Source organism: Streptomyces umbrinus, from assembly GCF_030817415.1.
GTDB lineage: Bacteria > Actinomycetota > Actinomycetes > Streptomycetales > Streptomycetaceae > Streptomyces > Streptomyces umbrinus_A.
Map to the genome: position 1 here is coordinate 1,050,283 of NZ_JAUSZI010000002.1, position 17,768 is coordinate 1,068,050.

At 68.8% G+C, this 17,768-nt stretch carries 17 protein-coding genes and 1 pseudogene; 5 read left to right on the forward strand and 13 right to left on the reverse strand.

The genetic code is table 11. The annotated features are described in order from the left end of the window. Positions 1-7 precede the first annotated feature (7 nt). Together QF035_RS55660 and QF035_RS05395 are read right to left on the reverse strand one after the other, a co-directional pair. Positions 8-2,221 (reverse strand): annotated as a pseudogene (locus QF035_RS55660) (glycoside hydrolase domain-containing protein). Between the two features lie 162 nt (positions 2,222-2,383). Then, the gene (locus QF035_RS05395; protein ID WP_307518579.1) at positions 2,384-2,506 is read right to left on the reverse strand and encodes a hypothetical protein; all 123 of its coding nucleotides are present in this window, start codon (positions 2,504-2,506) and stop codon (positions 2,384-2,386) included. Positions 2,507-2,728: 222 nt separating this feature from the next. Here QF035_RS05395 and QF035_RS05400 point away from each other — a divergent pair, with 222 nt between their 5' ends. Both QF035_RS05400 and QF035_RS05405 read left to right on the forward strand, forming a co-directional pair. Further along, a complete protein-coding gene (locus tag QF035_RS05400; RefSeq protein ID WP_307518581.1) occupies positions 2,729-3,481 on the forward strand; it encodes a hypothetical protein in 753 nt (250 codons plus the stop codon). 112 nt (positions 3,482-3,593) lie between these two features. After that, positions 3,594-4,988: a M1 family metallopeptidase gene (locus QF035_RS05405; protein WP_307518583.1), complete on the forward strand. Its 1,395-nt coding sequence runs from the start codon at positions 3,594-3,596 to the stop codon at positions 4,986-4,988. 37 nt (positions 4,989-5,025) lie between these two features. On the opposite strand, the gene QF035_RS05410 is transcribed toward QF035_RS05405, so the two are convergent. Then, the gene (locus tag QF035_RS05410) at positions 5,026-6,759 is read right to left on the reverse strand and encodes a serine/threonine-protein kinase (RefSeq protein ID WP_307518585.1); all 1,734 of its coding nucleotides are present in this window, start codon (positions 6,757-6,759) and stop codon (positions 5,026-5,028) included. A 179-nt stretch (positions 6,760-6,938) separates the two neighbouring features. On the opposite strand from QF035_RS05410, the gene QF035_RS05415 reads away from it, so the two are divergent. After that, positions 6,939-7,076: a hypothetical protein gene (locus QF035_RS05415; protein ID WP_169801986.1), complete on the forward strand. Its 138-nt coding sequence runs from the start codon at positions 6,939-6,941 to the stop codon at positions 7,074-7,076. A gap of 104 nt (positions 7,077-7,180) precedes the next feature. Here the strand turns inward: QF035_RS05415 and QF035_RS05420 are convergent, their stop codons facing one another. Then, the gene (locus QF035_RS05420; protein WP_307518587.1) at positions 7,181-7,762 is read right to left on the reverse strand and encodes a snapalysin family zinc-dependent metalloprotease; all 582 of its coding nucleotides are present in this window, start codon (positions 7,760-7,762) and stop codon (positions 7,181-7,183) included. Positions 7,763-8,017: 255 nt separating this feature from the next. Here QF035_RS05420 and mgrA point away from each other — a divergent pair, with 255 nt between their 5' ends. Beyond that, positions 8,018-9,058, forward strand: coding sequence for an L-glyceraldehyde 3-phosphate reductase (gene mgrA / locus QF035_RS05425; protein WP_307518589.1), 1,041 nt, complete (start codon positions 8,018-8,020; stop codon positions 9,056-9,058). A 99-nt stretch (positions 9,059-9,157) separates the two neighbouring features. Here the strand turns inward: mgrA and ykgO are convergent, their stop codons facing one another. The 7 genes from ykgO to QF035_RS05460 form a co-directional block, all read right to left on the reverse strand. After that, positions 9,158-9,280 (reverse strand): type B 50S ribosomal protein L36, encoded by a 123-nt coding sequence (ykgO, locus tag QF035_RS05430; RefSeq protein WP_055617363.1) that lies wholly within the window; start codon positions 9,278-9,280, stop codon positions 9,158-9,160. 37 nt (positions 9,281-9,317) lie between these two features. Next, the gene (locus QF035_RS05435) at positions 9,318-9,578 is read right to left on the reverse strand and encodes a type B 50S ribosomal protein L31 (protein ID WP_307518591.1); all 261 of its coding nucleotides are present in this window, start codon (positions 9,576-9,578) and stop codon (positions 9,318-9,320) included. 119 nt (positions 9,579-9,697) lie between these two features. Continuing rightward, positions 9,698-10,129, reverse strand: a complete 432-nt coding sequence (locus QF035_RS05440) for a VOC family protein (RefSeq protein WP_307518593.1) — start codon at positions 10,127-10,129, stop codon at positions 9,698-9,700. 105 nt (positions 10,130-10,234) lie between these two features. After that, the gene (locus QF035_RS05445; protein ID WP_307518594.1) at positions 10,235-12,187 is read right to left on the reverse strand and encodes a M4 family metallopeptidase; all 1,953 of its coding nucleotides are present in this window, start codon (positions 12,185-12,187) and stop codon (positions 10,235-10,237) included. Beyond that, on the reverse strand, positions 12,069-13,034 hold the full coding sequence (locus QF035_RS05450; RefSeq protein WP_307518596.1) for a hypothetical protein: 966 nt from the start codon (positions 13,032-13,034) through the stop codon (positions 12,069-12,071). The genes QF035_RS05445 and QF035_RS05450 overlap by 119 nt, the downstream gene beginning before the upstream one ends. A gap of 151 nt (positions 13,035-13,185) precedes the next feature. After that, complete coding sequence (locus QF035_RS05455; RefSeq protein ID WP_307518598.1) at positions 13,186-13,359, reverse strand: hypothetical protein; 174 nt, start codon at positions 13,357-13,359, stop codon at positions 13,186-13,188. A 377-nt stretch (positions 13,360-13,736) separates the two neighbouring features. Continuing rightward, positions 13,737-14,789, reverse strand: coding sequence for an alpha/beta hydrolase fold domain-containing protein (locus QF035_RS05460; protein WP_307518600.1), 1,053 nt, complete (start codon positions 14,787-14,789; stop codon positions 13,737-13,739). Positions 14,790-15,108: 319 nt separating this feature from the next. On the opposite strand from QF035_RS05460, the gene QF035_RS05465 reads away from it, so the two are divergent. Beyond that, positions 15,109-15,684, forward strand: coding sequence for a TetR/AcrR family transcriptional regulator (locus QF035_RS05465; protein WP_307518602.1), 576 nt, complete (start codon positions 15,109-15,111; stop codon positions 15,682-15,684). A 210-nt stretch (positions 15,685-15,894) separates the two neighbouring features. Here the strand turns inward: QF035_RS05465 and QF035_RS05470 are convergent, their stop codons facing one another. Beyond that, a complete protein-coding gene (locus tag QF035_RS05470) occupies positions 15,895-16,653 on the reverse strand; it encodes an SDR family NAD(P)-dependent oxidoreductase (protein ID WP_307518604.1) in 759 nt (252 codons plus the stop codon). A 166-nt stretch (positions 16,654-16,819) separates the two neighbouring features. Next, positions 16,820-17,725 carry an AraC family transcriptional regulator gene (locus QF035_RS05475; RefSeq protein WP_307518605.1) on the reverse strand — a complete coding sequence of 302 codons (906 nt, stop codon included), beginning with the start codon at positions 17,723-17,725 and terminating at the stop codon, positions 16,820-16,822. Between the last annotated feature and the right edge of the window lie 43 nt (positions 17,726-17,768).

Genomic DNA, 17,768 nt, shown 5'->3' on the forward strand with positions numbered 1-17,768 from the left:
CTTCACGTCAGCCATTGCGGGAGAGCCGGTAGTACTTCTCCAACACCCGGTACAGGCCGATGAGTTCACGGCCGTACTGCAGGGCGGGAAGGTTCGGTTTCCCGTCGTTCGTCACGGGGGGACCGTTGTAACGGCTGAGGATTCTCTCGGAGTCACCCTCACTCGTGTTCAGCCCCGGCCGCGGCAGGTTGATCTGGGTGGGCGTTGAAGATCGTCAGGTAGGCCGCCGACTTGATGTTGTAGATCGGGTCCTCGTTCAGCTGGGTCCACACCGACGGCTTGTCCCTGGGGTCGTCCAGGATCGAGCCGTTGATGATGCCCTGCTCGACGCAGTGGTTCCTCGCGTCGATGGCCACCCAGGCGAAGATCTGGGCCCAGCCGGTGCTGCAGTCGTCGTCCACGCCGGTCTTGACCGCCGTGTCGGCGACGACGTCCAGTGGGTTGAATTTGCGCAGTTCCCACAGCACCGGAGCCTGGATCAGGGCTTTGCGCACCCTGAGTTGCCGGGCCAGCGAGGTGAACAGCCAGTCCGCGGAGAGGACCAGGTCGAACGCGTTGGTGTTGGAGATGCCTCCCAGCGTCGCCCAGTCCGTGTCGGTCCAGCCGTCGCCACCCGTCTCGGGGACGCCGATGGACTCCAGGTACGAGCGCACCTCCTGGAGCATGGCGGCCCGGTACGTCGCGTTGAAGTCGACATCCAGTCCCGCGGTGTCCGCGCCGGGGTCGAAGCTGCTCTGCCCGACGTCTCGTCCGGAGGCGATGTTCTTGTCGATCTCGATGGCTCCGGCACCGGTTCCCACGGTCACGGTGGCGATCTGGTCGAACGCCCAGTCCCCCGGCATGGGGAAACCCAGGTTCCCGGAGAACCCGCTGGACATGTCGGAGACGAAGCTCGCGTCGGTGTACCCGGCCTCGCGCACCCTGCGGCACACATTGCGCGGCCCGTAGATGCCGACCCGGTAGCGGGAGTTCTCCTGCACCGCCCGGAAGATCCCCTGAAGTGCGGCAGGATGTTGGAGGTCACCTCGTGGTCGAACGCGTCGTAGTCGACGGCGAAGTAGATGCGGGTGCCGTCCTTGAAGCCGTGGTACTTGGCCCAGTCGATCGCGTCGAGGCCGTCCCGGGTGCCCTGGCTGTATTTGAAGTACGCGGCCCCGTCGCTGAAGGTCTGGTAGATCGGGAAGCAGTTGAGGCCGTTGGCCGCGATGGTCTGCAGCTCACCGGGCTTGATCATCTTGTCCCGGCCGTTCGGGACGTTGCACAGATAGCGGCCGACGTACACGTACCCGGCGGACAACAGGGACTGGGCGCGGGCCGGGGTGATGGTCGTGATGCAGTCGCAGGCGGCACCGGAGCGGGACTGGTCGCCGTAGGAGATCAGCAGGGATGCCCAGGTGGGGTAGTCGCCGTCCCCGTTCGGGGAGATCCTCACGAAGTCCTGGAACTCGAAGACCGCCGAGGACAGGTCGGACGTGAAGGTTCCGCCGAACGCTATATGGGGTCTCTGGTTGAGGATCATGGCGGCCGTGAACAGGTTCACCCAGACACCTGTGCTGCCGACCCTGAGGGTGTGCTGTCTGAGACCCGCCTGGGTCGCGGGGCCGAAGGAGCCGTTGGCCATGCCCAGTTCGTACTGGATGGCGAACAGCATGGACTTGGCGACGTCGCGGGAGTGGTGGCCGTCGCAGGGGATGCCGAAGAAGTCCTGCCGGTGGGTGTACCGCCCGTTGAGCCAGCGCTGGATCGAGCGGATGTCCTCGTCACCGGGCCTGTCCCCGTAACTGACGAGGACGTACGGGTCCATGTTCAGCAGGCCCTTGAACACCTTCGGGGTCAGGTCGGAGCCGGGATGGACACCGTCGACCCCCATGTCCTGCTTGAGTTTGGTGATGCCGGCCTGGACGTTCTCGTTGTAGACACCGTCGATGTCACCGCCGTCATAGCCCTTGCAGTACATCGCGGACTGGATGATGCGGCAGAAGTTGGCCGACGGCACGGTGGCACTGTTGAGCCGGGGGAACTTCTGTGTCAGGACGCGCAGGGTGGTGGGGCCGAAGCTGTCCGCCACGGGGCTGATGCCCAGCTCCCACTGGAGAGCCCTGGTGAGGGAGTACATGGTGCTCCAGCCCGTGCGGCCGTTCTCCTCGACGGTCATGCCGATCTTGTCGCCGTAGGCCTGGTTGACGAATCTCTGGGCGCGCAGGACCAACTCGTCTGCCATGTGGGGGCATTCCTTCGTTGATGAGGTCAAGACCAAGGGGTGAGGCGTGCAGGCGCTGTCAACTCCCGTCCGGGGCAGGTCGAGGCCCCGGTTGGCGCCCCCAGCTTGGCGGTCGGTATACCGAACACACCACTAGTTTCGGCGGAGCCCGAAACTCTCACGTCAGGGCCCATCGGCGGACCAACGGCCGCTCAACAGCACCTCGCCGAACGGTGCCGGCGTGTGCAGCACCTGGCTGCCGACGCGGTGGCTGCGGGCGAGGTGGGCGGCGACCGGCGCATGCACGTGCTGACTGGCCGAGGCGGGCGATACCCGCAGCCGGCGTCCGCACCGCCCAGGCGGGCCCGCCCTCTCCGATGACACTCCGGACCCGCCGCCGCCAGGACTGGACGGCAGGCAGTCCATGTGCTCCGTGGCGCCGCCGGGTGAAGTCCGGGCGTGCACTGGTGACTTGCTCTGAGTAGCCGTACTCATGTGCGGTCCACTGCCCGCGCACACACTGCGAGCATGAGACGACTTTCCAGCGAAAATCATCGCATTCACCGCGTATTACGGCCCTCACGCATCCGCCGCGGCGCGATACCCGCGGCGCTGTGCGCGCTCGCCCTCACTCTCACCGCCTGCGGTTCAGAACGAGCGGCAGGCAAGGACCCGAACGCCGGAACCGACGACCGGGTCGAGGCCGGCTCGACCGCGACCGCCCCCGCCACGGTCTTCCCCACCGACTCCTCGGACCCCGAGTCCTCGGACCCCGACTTCCTGGCGTTCATGGAACTCCTCGTCTCCATCACCGAACCCTGCTTGAAGTACGAGCCGACCAAGGAGCCCCCCACGGAACCGCCGGAGGAACCGGATCCCGCGGAGCCGCCCCTCACCCCCCTGCCCGAGCCGTTGCCGCCGGAGGAACCGCCTCCCCCGGTAGAGCCCAGAGACCCTGATGACGCCAGGAAGGAGATGGAGTTGAGCCCCGTGGAGAAATGCGATGCCCGTGTCCACTCCCGCCGCATCGCGAACGCCCTCGAGGACACGCCCGACCCGACACCGGCACAGGTCAAGGATGTCCTCCGCTGCCTCGGCTACGTCGACGGGCGGATCCATGGCCCACAACGCTCCGGCAAGAGCGTGGAGTTCACCCTCGACCTGAGGCTGCTGGGCGGTGAGCTGTGCCTCTCCGGCAAGGTCACCGGCACGAGGACCGTCACCGATCCGTACGGCGGTTCGCCTGAGGTCGACTGCCCGGACGTCCGACGCCTGCGCTGAACGTCGGTTGCGCCGGCCACTGAACTCCACGCCCGGCAACCGACGGCCGGAATCTGTCAGTTGTAGCGGCGGCGGGCGCGAATGTCGGACCGGTGTGGCATCATCCGCTGCCATGTCGTCGCTGCCTGTCTGGCCGTCAAGAACCGTTAGCCGTCTGCTCGTTGGCCTGGTCGCGTTGCTCGTGGCGACGGGCACGACCGTGGCCGATGCCGTCACGGCACCCGAGTCCGAGGCGAGCAAGTCCGAGACCGCGACACCCGATCGCCTTCGCTACGACGTGACCCTGCGCGGCAACGCCGACGGCTCCCACTGGACGGGCCACCAGCGGGTGACGTTCCGCAACGCCTCCGAACGGCCCCTGCACGAGGTGTACGTACGCTTGTGGGGCAACGGAGACGACAAGTGCGGCACGCCCGGCAAGCCGTCCCCCGTCAGGCTGACCAAGGTGCGCGGCGGCACCGCCGGACAACTCACCGTGAACTGCACGGCGTTGCGCATCACCCTGCCGAAGCCGCTCGCGCGCGGTGAGCGGACGGCCATCGCCTTCGACGTGTCCATCACCGTGCCCGAGCGCAACGCCCGCTTCGGCCGTGAGGGCGCGTTCCGCTTCCTGGGCAACGCCCTGCCGGTACTCGCCGTGAACGACGCGAAAGGCTGGCACCTCGATCCGTACGTGGCGACCGGCGAGAGCTTCTACGCCCTGGCGAGCGACTTCCGGGCACGCATCGACCACCCCGCGGCCCTCAAGGTCCCGGCGACCGGCCGCACTTGGACGAGCCCCGGCACGCGCGGGCGCACGGTCACGCACAGCGTCGCGCACCGGGTCCGGGACTTCGCGTGGGCGGCGGGCCCGTTCCGCACGGCGAGCGAGACCTCGCCCGGGGGCGTGCGCGTGAAGTCGTACTGGGCGCCGAACACACCCGCCGCGGGTGTACGCCTCAACCGCCAGGACGGCGTCGCCGCCGTCGACCGGTTCGGTAAGGAGTTCGGCCGCTATCCGTACGGCGAGCTCGACCTCGTGATGACCAAGGAGTTCGGCGGCGGCATGGAGTACCCCGGCCTGGTCCTCCTCGGCACCACCGAAGAGGGCGGCGCCGTCGTCCACGAGGTGGCCCACCAGTGGTGGTACGGCATCGTGGGCAACGACGAATACGGCGCACCCTGGCTCGACGAGAGCTTCGCCCAGTACGCCAACGCACGCTTCTACGGCTGGGACACCAGCGACTGCTGGTCCGACGACTGGCCGAGCGAGAGCACCGCGCTCACCAACTCGATGGTCTACTGGGCCGAGCACCGAAACGAATACCACCTGATCTACACGGCCGGCCCCTGCGCCCTGGCGCGCTTGGAGGACACCCTCGGAGCCGACACCATGGCACGCCTCCTCAAGCGGTACGCCCGCGACCACTGGTACGGCCTCTCCACCACCGCCGACTTCAAGAAGGCCGCGCAGTCCGTGACGAACAAGGATCTGGGCTCCTTCTGGGAGAAGTACCGCATTCGCTGAGATCGCGTGACGCGTACGACGGGATGACGGCCCGGGATCATCCGTCGGCGGCCATCACCTTGGTCACCTTGCCGTGGATGTCGGCCTCCAGATAGCCGCTCTCGTTGTACTCGTTGCTGAGGTACACAGCCATGTCGGCGGGGGTGCCGCGCAGTTCGTTCGGCCCTTCGACCAGCAGGTAGCGGCTCGTGGGACTGTCGACGTTCAGCTTCTTCCTGGCCTCGGCGAGCAGCGAGGGGACCGTGTCCCAGTCGAATTCGTCCGGGTTGAACACCTGGGCTCCGCCGGACAGCGAGCCCTTGATGATTCCCTTCTCCAGACCCCGGTCGACACGGTAGGTGTACGTGTCGTACCGGGTCCGGCTGCCCTTGACCATCACGTAGGCGGAGATGTGCTCGGGGTACACCTTGAAATCGCCGAACAGGTCGCTGCCCGTCTCCTTCTTGAACGCCTTGATCGCGGTGCGGATGCCGTCGGGCGTCAGCAGATCAGTGGTGTTTCCCTTTGCCGTCTGCCTGGGCGTGGGCATCGAGGCGTCGGCGGACGATTCGGTCGTCGAGGTACTGCTGCTCGACGGCGTCGCTCTCGCCCCGCTCCCCGCACCCCCGGAGGACGAGGAGTCGGACTTCTCCCCGTCCGGCACCAGGGCCCACACTAGGACGCCGACGAGCGCTGTCGCTGCGGCGGACAGGACGACCCTGGACCAGTGCCTGTGCCGGGACGGTCGGCCGGGCGACGGCGCACCGGCAGGGGCCACCGGGTACGGCGTAGGAGTGGCGGGCAGTCCGGGAACCGCGTCCTGCGGTGTCGGGTACCCGGTCAGTGGGCCGAACTCGCCCGATCCGGAAGGAAACGGCGGGGCCGGTGGGGCGGCCGACGGGGGCATCAGCCGGTAGGAAGTGGTGCCCTCGGCCGCGGCGGCGGCCACTCCGCCCTCGACCACGGAAGCCAGCATCCGGTCGAGGGTCTCGGCATCGGGCCGCGCTGCCGGATCCCGCACCAGCACACGCATCAGTACGTCCGCCAGAGGCCCTGCCTTCACCGGTGGCGGGACCTCCTCGTAGAGGACGGCCGCGAGGGTGGCCAGCGTCGTGCCCCGCCGCAGGGGGTGCCGGCCCTCGACGGCGGCGTACAACATCATCGCCAACGACCAGAGGTCCGATGCCGCTCCGCCGTCGTTGCCCGAGACTCGCTCCGGCGCCATGTAGTCGGCCGTGCCGATGATCGAACCGGTGGCGGTCAGTGCGGTCGATTCGCGGATCGCCGCGATCCCGAAGTCCGTGAGCACGGGGCGGCCGTCGGGGCGCAGCAGCACATTGGCGGGCTTGACGTCCCGGTGCTGGATGCCCGCGTCGTGCGCGGCGCGCAGTGCGGCCAGCACCTCGCGTCCGAGCCGGGCCGTCTCGGTCGTGTCCATGGGTCCACGGACCAGGCGGTCGGCCAGCGATCCGCCGCCGACCAGTTCCATGACGATCCATGGATAGGTGCCCTCGCCGCCGTCGACGATGTGATGGATCGTCACGACGTTCGGGTGGTCGATCCTGGCCAGCGCCCTGGCCTCGCGGAGCACCCGCTCCCGGAGCATCCGCGCGCCGTCCGGGTCGTACTCGGCCAGCCCCGCGTCCGGCGGCCGCACCTCTTTGACGGCCACATTCCGGTGCAGCACGAGGTCCGTGGCCCGCCAGACCGTTCCCATCCCACCGCCGCCGAGCCGCGACTCCAGTCGGAACCGGCCGTCGATGACGCGTCTGTCGCTGTCCCCCTCGCTCATGCGCGGGAGCTTAGAGGACACGTCCGACAGTGCTTTCCCCGGGCGGAGCAGTAGACGGGACGGACAGGTACTGATCCCGTGCGCGGGGCCCGTCAGGCGCTTACTTCCCGATGACGGGGTATACAGGGCGTGCAGGCATCAGTGTCACCGGCCTCGCCCTAGGAGGAGTTGTGCCCGGGATGATCGAGAAGATCAAACGGTTCGCCAGGAGCCCTCAGGGGCGGCGCACCATCGAACAGGTACGCCGCGCCTCCGCCGATCCGCGGCGACGGGCCCAGGCCAAGGGGTTCCTGAGCAAGCTGCGTCGGCGGGGCTGACGCCGGAGAGGTCTCAGAGGTCGCTCGGACGGTCGCCGTGTGCGGGTGTGGGCGGACGCCACGATGTCCCGGCCTCCGCCCACACCCGCACACGGCGCCGTGCGTCAGTCCACGATCACGACACCGCTGCGCGCCGCTCCGCCCGTCCGGGCCAGCGCGCTGCTGAAGTTGTCCTCGACCTCCGCCTTCTCCACCGTGTCCGGGTAGGGATTCGTGCACGCGATTCCGGCAGTGGAGCCGGACATCAGGCTTGAGCACGGGCCGGGCTTGCGGTCCGGCAGGCCGAGGATGTGGCCCAGTTCGTGGGACGAGATGCGGACCGTGTTGTAGCCCTGGTCAACGGCCTGGCGTCCGATGTAGACGGTTCCGTTGCCCAGTGTGGTGGGCAGGGCCCTGGGCCAGCCGTTGTCCGCCAGGACCCGGATGTTGGCGCGTTGCCCGGTCGCGACCGGGCGCAGTTCGACGGCGTCGACACTCTCGTTCCAGATCGCCGCACCGCGGTCGACGGCGGACTTGAACTCCGCGGAACCGCTCGCGTCGTAGGTGACGACACGGGCGGCGACGGCGCTGTCCGCGACCTCGGAGGGAGCGGTCGTGGACGGGGTGGCCACGGCCTGGCCGCCCATCAGCGAAAAGGTCACCGTCAGGACGGCAGCGAGTCCGATCGTCGGCTTACGGACGTGCATGGTCGACCTCCTTGTGGGGGAAAGGTAGTCGTGCTCATGACATTCCATGGCTCCCTGCCCAGCGAGGCCGGACGCCAATCCGTCAATCCGGCCCCGGAGTAGCGCCCTTCCGATTCAGAAACGGCACCGCTCAATCCCATGGCGGGGAGCTGTTGGACTTCGGGATCAGGCGGGGGCAGTGTGGGCAGGTGGATCCCCGCGATCCCGATGGGTCCGATGGGTCCGTCCCGTACCGCACCACCCGGAGATCACTCGATGAGCCATGTCATGAATCCTGACCGCTACGACGGCACCATGGGCTACCGGCGCACCGGGCGTTCGGGGCTCGACCTGCCCCTCCTGTCCCTGGGCTACTGGCACAACTTCGGGGACGACCGGTCCTTCGAGAGCCAGCGCGCGATCGCTCTGCGCGCCTTCGACCTCGGCATCACCCATCACGACCTCGCGAACAACTACGGTCCGCCGTACGGCGCCGCGGAGACCAACTTCGGGCGGCTGATGAAGCAGGACCTCGCGCCGTACCGGGACGAGCTGGTGATCTCCACCAAGGCCGGCTGGGACATGTGGCCCGGCCCCTACGGCCAGGGCGGCGGCTCCCGCAAGTACATGCTGGCCTCGCTGGACCAGTCGCTGCGTCGTACGGGGCTGGAGTACGTGGACATCTTCTACTCCCACCGGCTCGACGCCGACACTCCCCTCGAGGAGACGATGGGGGCGCTCGACACCGCCGTCCGCCAGGGCAAGGCCCTGTATGTCGGCATCTCCTCCTACGACGCCGAGCGCAGCCGCGAGGCGGCCGCCATCCTCCGGGATCTGGGCACGCCCCTCCTCATTCACCAGCCGTCGTACAGCATGCTCAACCGCTGGGTCGAGACCGACGGCCTGCTCGACACCGCGCAGGAGGAGGGCTTCGGGGTCATCGGCTTCACGGCCCTCGCCCAGGGGCTGCTGACCGGGCGCTACCTCGACGGGGTCCCGCAGGACTCGCGAGCGGCGCAGGGGACCTCTTTCGACACCACGTGGCTGTCGGACGACATGCTGCGCAGGCTGCGCGCCCTCAACGACATCGCGGCCCGTCGCGGTCAGAGCCTGGCCCAGATGGCCCTCGCCTGGGCCCTGCGGGACGAACGCGTCACCTCGCTCGTCATCGGCGCGTCACGCCCCGAGCAGTTGGAGCAGAACGTCGCCGCACTGGAGAACCCCGACTTCAGCAGCGAGGAACTGGCCGAGATCGACAAGTACGCCACCGACGGCGGCGTCGACCTGTGGCGGGACGCCCGCCTGGGCAACCTGTGATGACCGGTACTCCCCCCGCACAGCAGGCCGGGCCCGGCTTCCCCTCAGGGGAAGCCGGGCCCGGCGGCCCACACGCTGTACGCGCCTACTCGCTGTACGTCAGCCCTGGCGGGCCTTGAAGCGCGGGTTCTTCTTGTTGATCACGAACACCGTGCCCCGTCGGCGCACGACCTGCGCCCCGGGCATGGACTTCAGCGAGCGCAACGACTTGCGCACCTTCATGGCTCTGCTCTCCTCCTGCTCGGATGCCGGCCGCGCGTCATCGGGTCAGTGACGCCGCACGTCCGTAGCGCCGCTCGAACCGCTCCACACGGCCCGCGCTGTCCATGACCCGCGAGTTCCCCGTGTAGAACGGGTGGCTGGCCGACGACACCTCCACATCGATCACCGGGTAGGTGTTGCCGTCCTCCCATTCGATCGTCCTCGTCGAGTCCGCGGTCGAACGGGTGAGGAACGCGACGTCCGCGGCACGGTCCCGGTAGACGACCGGGCGGGAAACGGGGTGAATGCCGACCCTCATGGGCTTTCCTTCCTCACAGCCGTCCACCGAAAGGCGACGGCACCTCTGCCTCCTCGATTTGACGGAGGCATGTCATTCTGTGCTGTACAACAGGGGACCCCGCAGCGGTATTCCCAACATCAGCGGGGGACCCCCGAGCCCCCGGCCTGGTCGCCGAGTTCCGTGAAGAGCGTCAGCTGGAGATCGCCCGGTGCCTCCAGCCGGGAGTTCAGCGAGTTCCAGGGGGTACGCGTCGGCTCGGCGAGCACCTGGGCCCCGGCGGCGGCCAGCTTCGACGTGGTGGCCACGGAGTCGTCGACCTCGAAGGCGACCCGCATGTGGCCGGCCACGCGCCGGCCGACCTCGACCTCGTCGATGAAGGCGGCGTGGTTGGGATCGGCGATCTCCAAGGTGGCGCGACCGGCATCGAGGATGGTGACCCGTCCGTCGGCGGAGGCGAACGCGCCTTGCTCGGGCAGACCGAGGACATCGCGGTAGAAGTGCAGCGCCGCGTCGTAGTCGGCCGCCGTGACCACCAGGCGGAGTCCGCGGACGACGGGTTCATCGGACATGTCGGCTCCTTGAAGATCTCGGCTACTGACACGTCAACTCGGTGATCGGCCGGACGATTCCCTGTCCCGTACGGGCCCGGCGCTGGCGCGACTGACAGCGGGCGGTCAGCCGCATCGGCCCGTCGCGCGGGTGCGGGTCACCACGTCGGTGACGCCGGTCGCCGCGTCCAGCCACACCACCTGGCTGCCCGCCACCGCGGCGGCCGACGACTGCTCGCCGCGGTTGCAGGAGACGCGGCCCTTGCGAGTGCCGGGCTCCTCGGGCGAGCCGCCCGCCGCGAACTGGTGGAGCTTGGGAACCGACTCGTTGCGGATCTCGGTGTCGGGAAGGTAGGTGCCGACCGTCACCGCGTCCTCGGACACCGTCACGTCGTACGCGTTGAGGGCGTCGGACCCGGTCTGCGGGCTGAGGTCCACCACGCCGGAACCGTCCAGCGCGGCGCGGCGCAGGGCCGTCCTGCCCTCGGCCGTGCCCTCGTCGAGAAGCCAGAAGACGTACGAGCCGTTGATGGCCGTCGGACCGAGGCTCGTGCCGCCGGGGGCCGTCTGGATCTCCTTCTTCTCGCCGGTCGCGACATCGACGACGACCGTGTTCAGCGCGTACTCGGCGCGCACCCGTCGCCGCTCCTGATAGGCGACCTTGCCATTGCTCGCCGACGAGGAGTACGCCCGGTGGTAGGTCCCCCCGCCGGTCGTCACCTTGTTCGTCGGGTCCTTCAGACTCAGATACGCCACGCCCTGACGCCCGCCGTAGTTCTGGTAGTCGAAGGCCACGACATCACCGTCGACGTCCACCGAACTGCCCACGGCCCTGCCGTGCCAGAGCACCTTCACCGGCCCGCCCGCGAGTGGTCTGGCCAGGATGTCGACGCCGTCGGAGCCGTGTGCCTGCCACACCACCGTCCTGCCGTCGGTCGCCGGATTGACGTGGTAGCGGCCGTCGTTGGGGCTCATCAGCTTGAGCTGTCCCTCGCCGTCGGCGCGTCCGGCCCATACGGAGTACGGTTCCGAGCCCTCCTCGTCGGACTTGGACGCCGCCCACCAGCCGCCGCCCGCACCCAGGTTCGTACGGGTGGTGTTGACCCGGTCGAGCAGCGGGTCGGAGTCCACTCCGAGGGCCGGCTCCCAGCCGGGCACGATTCCGTGGGCGGTGAAGGCGCGTTGCAGCGCCTTCTGGCCGGCCGCCGGGATGCCCAGGTCCTGGGCGGCCGCGAGCACGGCGGCCCGTCCCTCGGTGAAGCCGTCGAGCGGTGTGAGGTACTCGGTCAGGGCCTTGTAGGCGATCCGGTCGGTGACCTCGGCGCCCAGGTCCTCGCGGGCGTCCCAGAGCGCCCCGCCGAAGATGGTCGAGTTCAGGTGGACACCGCCGTTGTCGGTGGCGAAGCCGACGCCGAGGAACGACTTGGCCGCGTTCCGCCCGTCGTTGAGATCGCGCAGCGCACACTCCCGGGGAGTCTTCGTGCGGCAGAGCCGCTCACCGAGGAGACCCGCGTCGGGGTCCGTCACCGGGATGTCGTACGCGTCGGTCTCGATCGCGTTGCCGAAGTAGTCCGCGATCGCCTCGTTCATGGCGCCGGACTGGCCCGCGTAGACGAGGTTCGCGGAGTGCTCGATCACGCCGTGGGTCATCTCGTGGCCGACGACGTCCATGCTCGCGGAGAGCGGGCGGTACTCGGCGTCACCGGTGCCGTACACCATCTTCTGGCCGTCCCAGAAGGCGTTGACGTACGACTGCCCGGAATCGGTGATACCCACCAGGGAGTTGATGGTCATGCCACGGCCGTCGAGGCTGTTCCGGCCGTGCTTGTTCTTGAAGTAGTCGTAGACCTGCCCGGCCGCCCAGTGCGCGTCGACGGCTCCGGATTCGGTGGCCTCGGTGCCGAACGCGGGGGTCGGCGAGCCGAACTCCTGGATTCCGTCGGGCCATTGCCCGCCCACGTCACTGGCCCACTTGCCGCGCGCGTCCCAGGTGGACAGGACGTTGTCGATGGAGTCGTCGCCGGGTATTCGGGTGCGGTCGCGCAGTACGTATTCGCCGCGCGCCTCGTCGAGTTCCACGTCGAGGGCGACGGTCGTGCCGTCGAGCCGGACGCCGGAACCCCTTCTCCGCGGCGCGCGCCCGCTTCGGCGCGGTGCCCGCCGCCGGCTTCCCGGCCGCCGGGCCAAGGGCGCCGAACGTCTTGATACCGCTGTACTGGAGAACCGGATATCCGGCGCGGGCGTCGATGTAGACCTCGCGCTGTACGGGTTCACCGCTCGCCGGGTCGATGCCGCGCACGGTGACCCGCTGGGTGAGGACGCCTGCTCCGGTGGGCAGGACGACGAGCCCGCGGGCGGTACCGGTGAGCGGGCACTCGTCCTCGTCGCCCTCGCGCGGCAGCTTCGCGGCAAAGTGCTTTTCGTCGAGCTCGGCGAGGACTGCGTCGACGGCACGCTCGACGGCGAGTTCCTCGCCGACCTCGGGCGTCGTGCCGGTGCGCAGTGCGGTGAAGTACTTTCCCGAGGTGCCGGTGACGACCCGCTCCCCGTCCTTCTTCTCCATGCGGACGACGTACTGACCGCCCAGGACGGGCACGCCTCGGTGCTCCTGCTGGAGCCGAACAGTCTCCCGGCCGTTGGCGGTGACAGTCCCGGCGGGTACGAGATCGCGCTGCGCATCCGCGATGCGGAACCGGCTCTGCTTGTCGTCCAGGTAGGTGCGGGCCGCGCCCGCCGCGCTGCCCGTCGGCGGCGCCTGCTCCCGGATGTCCCGCACGAGCGCCGGTGTCCGCGTCTCCTGGCCCGGTATCACCTCCCCCGGGCTCGGCGGCTGCGGTGCCCCCGCTGTCGCCGCGTCGGCAGGAACCGCCGAGACGACGAGCGCGGCGACACCGAACAGCGCCGCCGCACCTGACAACCCGCTCAACTGCGCTCTGGAACCGCCTCTGCGGCCTCTGACCCTTCTGGAGTGCTGCACGCTCCCCAACCCCCTCGCCAGCCATGCCGGTGGCCGAGCGCCGCCCGGCAAACGGCCACAGAGGCCGCGATACGCCACCCCATCAATGGGGCAGGCGTGTTCACAGGTGACTTCCGGCCGGGGGGTGCGGATCGGGGGACGGGTTCGGGGCCGCGTCGGCGGCGGTGTCCGCGTGGACCGGGGTGCGACAGTGGTTGATCCGCACCCGCGTCGAGCAGGCGACGGCCGTCACGTAACCGATGCCGCGTGCCTCCTCCAGCGCGGCGGCGATCATTTCCCAAGCCAGGCGGGCTGGGGTCGTGCCAGGCCGGCCTGTCCGGCCGGCTGCCGGCAGTTCTTCCGCTCGACAGCCGACAGCAACCCGAGCAGGTGGGCGCGAGCACTCGCCCGGGGGTCAACTCGGCCGAACCGTCCCGCGATCCGGACCATGGCCCGGTCGGACATCGCCCGCCGGCGGACATGGTCCACGCCATGGCCCGCGGCCACCGCACGATCTTCGGGAGTCCAACCAACCTCCGATGGTCACGCGGTGGCCGTACCCGTTCCCAGCCGGGTCCGCGACAAGGTTGCGAAGTCAGGCTGGAGTACCAACAAGCCGGTAGGGCGGCGGACAGGTACTGGGTTTCTCCTGTTTCACCGGTGACGTCACTTTCAGAGGCCGGCAGCGAAACGGTGCACGCTCTCCACGGTCGCGTCGTACATCTCCGGGATGGCGGACCGGAGCATCAGATCGCCTGCGTGGCACGTCCCGGCCACGGTTCGTGACACGGCCTCGACCCCGGCCTCGACGAGACGGCGGTGGTGGACCAGCCCCTCGTCACGCAGCGGGTCGAGTTCGTTGACGGAGATGGCATGCGGCGGCAGTCCGGACAGGTCCTCGACCGACGCATGGTAGGGCCAGCAGAGGGGATCGGTGGCGTGCTCAGCACCGGGGTCGTAGACCTCGGCGAAGACCGCGATCCCGTCGCACGCCATGAAATACCCGTCGTTCTCGACGAGCGACGGCAACGCCGCTTCACGATCCCCGGCGCTGCTGCCGTAGAGACCCGATATGGACGGCGCCATGGCATAGACACCGTCCACGGCCGCGAGCCTGCCCTCGCGCTTGGCACGGATGGCGGTCGCGAGCGCAAGGTTTCCCCCACCCGACTCACCCGCGACGGTGAGTGTGGAGATCCCCAGCTCCGCGCGGTGTTCGTGCACCCAGTCGAGCGCTGCCGCGCAGTCGTCGAGGCCGGCCGGGAACGGGTGCGGACCGAGTACGCCGCCACCGTTGCGGAACTCGACGCCGATGACGACGAGACCGGTGGCGGCCAGCTCGTCCTGGAACCGTGCGTAGATCGGACCCGAGCCCTTCAGCATCACCATGCCGCCACCGTGCAGGTACAGGATCCCGGGCAACGGGGCAGAGGATTCCGCGGGCCGTGTCACGTACAGCTGGATGTCGTTGCCGGCCGGGCCGGTGATCGTCTCGGTGTGGTGGTCAAGCCCTGCTATCGGCTCCAGGCCGTCGACGAGCGCGGCAAGGAGTTCCTCGGTCCCGGTCTCGGCGGCCGTGACGAACTCGAGTAACTGCTCCCGCGGGGCGTCGGGACGGAGCGGGGCGAGTGCGACGTTGTCGTCCAGGCCGAACGGTGCCAGTGCTTCGACGACCCGTGGATCGGTGCGTGGGTCGGTGCGCAGGCTTTGGGTGTGGTCTCCCAAACGTCCGGGTCGTGCGATCGCCGTTGTGCCGTCCGAATTCATCATCACACCTTGCTCTCTCGCCGTCTGTTTTCCCGAGGGTCTCTGTGGATGGGGGCAGGCAATAGCAGGCAGCACGCCGCCGGCCCGCCGATGCAGCCGTCCTTGCCGACGAGTTGCAGATCCAAGGTGCGTCACTCCTGTGTGGCGCGTAGGAACGTGCCGGTTGAGCTGCCCGGTTCCTCGCACTCGCATGACGTTGTCACATGAATGACCGTAAGAGGTTTCATGTGACAACGTCAAGCCAATGATGTGACACTGTCATCTGTAATATGTGGGCATGGTCAGTCGCGCAGAGTCCGCCGCCGCCACGCGCCGCGCCCTTCTCGACGCGGCCGCCGAACTGCTCGACGAGGGCGGCCCTGAAGCGGTGACCCTGCGGAATGTGGGCGCACGGGCCGGTGTGAGCCGCGGCGCCCCCTACGGACACTTCGCCGACAAGGAGAGCCTGCTCGTCGCCGTCGCCGCAGAGGACTGGGAGCGTTTCGGTGACGAGATCGCAGCCCTGCGCGGGACCCCGTCCGGCAGGCTTCGGGGCGCCCTCACCGCGCTCGTCTCCATCGGCCGCCGCCACCCTCACCACTACCGGCAGATGTTCGGCCCCCCGGGCGGCGACGACCCCGCCACGATGATCCGCGCCTCCTGCCGCGCTCAGGACGAATTCCTGGCCATCGCCTCCGAACTCGTCGACGAACAGGACCTGCACCGGTACGGCGCTCTGCTCCTCACAGGCGTCAGCGGCATCATCAGCGCAGAACTGAGCGGCCACTTCAGCACCGGGAATTGGCGCACGTCCGCCGATGAACTTGTCGACACCCTCGTCACGATCATCGCCGATGGACGGCCCCGCACCTGAGCTCGTTCTTGAGGATCCGACCTGGTACCGGCTGCCCGTCCGGCGGACACGGGATGCCAAGTGGTGCTGACGGCCAGGACGGACGCGCCGACATCGTCGCCCGCCCGCGGCCGCGACCGGATCAGGCGGCCCGTCCCGGAGACCCGCCACCTGCTCGAAGCGCCCTCAACCCACCAGCCCAGTCAGCAACCTGGCTGCCGCACTGGAGCACTAGAGGTTGAAGCCGCCGGACACCTCGATGTTCTGCGCGGTGATCCAACGGCTCTCCTCGGAGAGCAGGGAGGCGATCACCGGGCCGATGTCGTCGGGTTCGCCGACCCTCCCGAATGCCGTCTTCGCCGCGAGGGCCGGGATCACCTCGGGGAACCGCTCGAAGGCGTCGTCGGAGATCCGAGTGCGGGTGGAACCCGGTGCGACCGCGTTGACGCGGATGCCCCGCACGCTGAACTCCTTGGCCATGTAGCGGGTCAGGACGATCAGGCCGCCCTTCATCGACGCGTACGCCGAGTAGCCGGGCTCCAGACCGGACGTCATCGCGGAGTTGCTGGTCGTGTTGACGACGGCTCCGCCGTCGGCCATCAACGGCAGCAGCGTCTGGGTCAGGAAGTACGGACCCTTCAGCAGGACCCGCATGAACCGGTCGAACAGTTCCTCGGTGGTGTCCTCGAACATCGCCATCTGCCCGAAGCCGGCGTTGTTGACGAGGTAGTCGAAGCTGTCGCGCCCCCAGGTGTCGCGCAGCACGTCGACCACGGACGTGCGGAAGGCCGGGAAGCTGCCGCTCTCACCGACGTCCAGCGGCAGCGCGACAGCCGTACCGCCCTCCTTCTCGATCGCCGCCACGGTGTCCAGGCCCCCTTGCCGGTTGCCGCTGAAGGTCAGAATCACTCCGACCCCCCGCTTGGCGATCTGTATTGCCGCGCTCCGACCAATACCGGAACTGGCACCGGTGACAATGGCGACCTTCATGTCGTGCCTCCTGCACTTGAGTGGATCTGCAATTCCTCACCGGGGAATCCGATAGGGAATCCCATGGGGAAATCCGACTCATTCATGGAAGCACTCTGAAACGGGAGGAAAGAAGAACAATTCTCCCGCCTCCTTGCACAATCCTCTTCTGTTGGGCTGCAACCTGTCAGGGCAGGGCGGCCGCGGGGGTACGTACGGAGCGGCGCAGGTCGGCGGCGTCCTGGCTGGGTGGTGCGCCGAACTGGCGGCGGTACTCCCGGCTGAACTGCGACGGGTTGTCGTAGCCGACGCGCTGGCCGACCCCGGTGATGTCGTTGGGGTGAGTGGCCAGCAGCAGTCGGGCCTCCTGCAGCCGGATCTGCTTCTGGAACTGGATCGGGCTCATCGCGGTCACCGTCTGGAAGTTGCGGTAGAACGCGGAGACGCTCATGCCGGACAGCTGAGCCACGTCCTCGACCCTGAACGGCTGCGCGTAGTGCTCACGGATCCATCGCACCGCCCGCGCGATGTGGCTGAGGCTGCTGTCGGCCAGGCCCAACTGGCGCACGATGCCGCCCTGTTCGCCGGCAATCAGGCGCCACAGGATCTCGCGTTTGACCAGCGGCGCGAGCACCGCCCGGTCGCGTGGCTCGTCGAGCAGGCGCAACAGCCTGACCACGGCGTCGAGCAGCGCATGGGGAGCGTCGCTGACAGCGATGCCCGGCGGCGCGCTGCCGCCCGAGCGGGGAATGTCTCCCGCCCCCGCCTGCAACAGCAGCTCGGCGACGGCGGACGGCTCCAGCATGAGCCCGAACCCCAACGCCGGGTGCTCCGGAGTGGCCTCGGTGAAATGCCCGGTGACCGGCAGATCCACCGAGGTGACGAGGTACTGCCCGGCCCCGTACTCGTACACCCGCTCCCCCAGCGCGAGGCGTTTCGCGCCCTGGGCGATGACTGCCAGCACCGTGCCGGACATCGACAGCGACGGCGGATCCGAGCGGTCGACCTTCGAGATCAGTACGCCGTCGATGGCAGTGGTCCAGTCCGGCCGCGCGTGCCGGACGAGCAGGTCGCGGAGCTCGTCGAGGTACATACCTCAATTGCAGCACACGGCCGGTCCTCCTGCTCCCAGACGG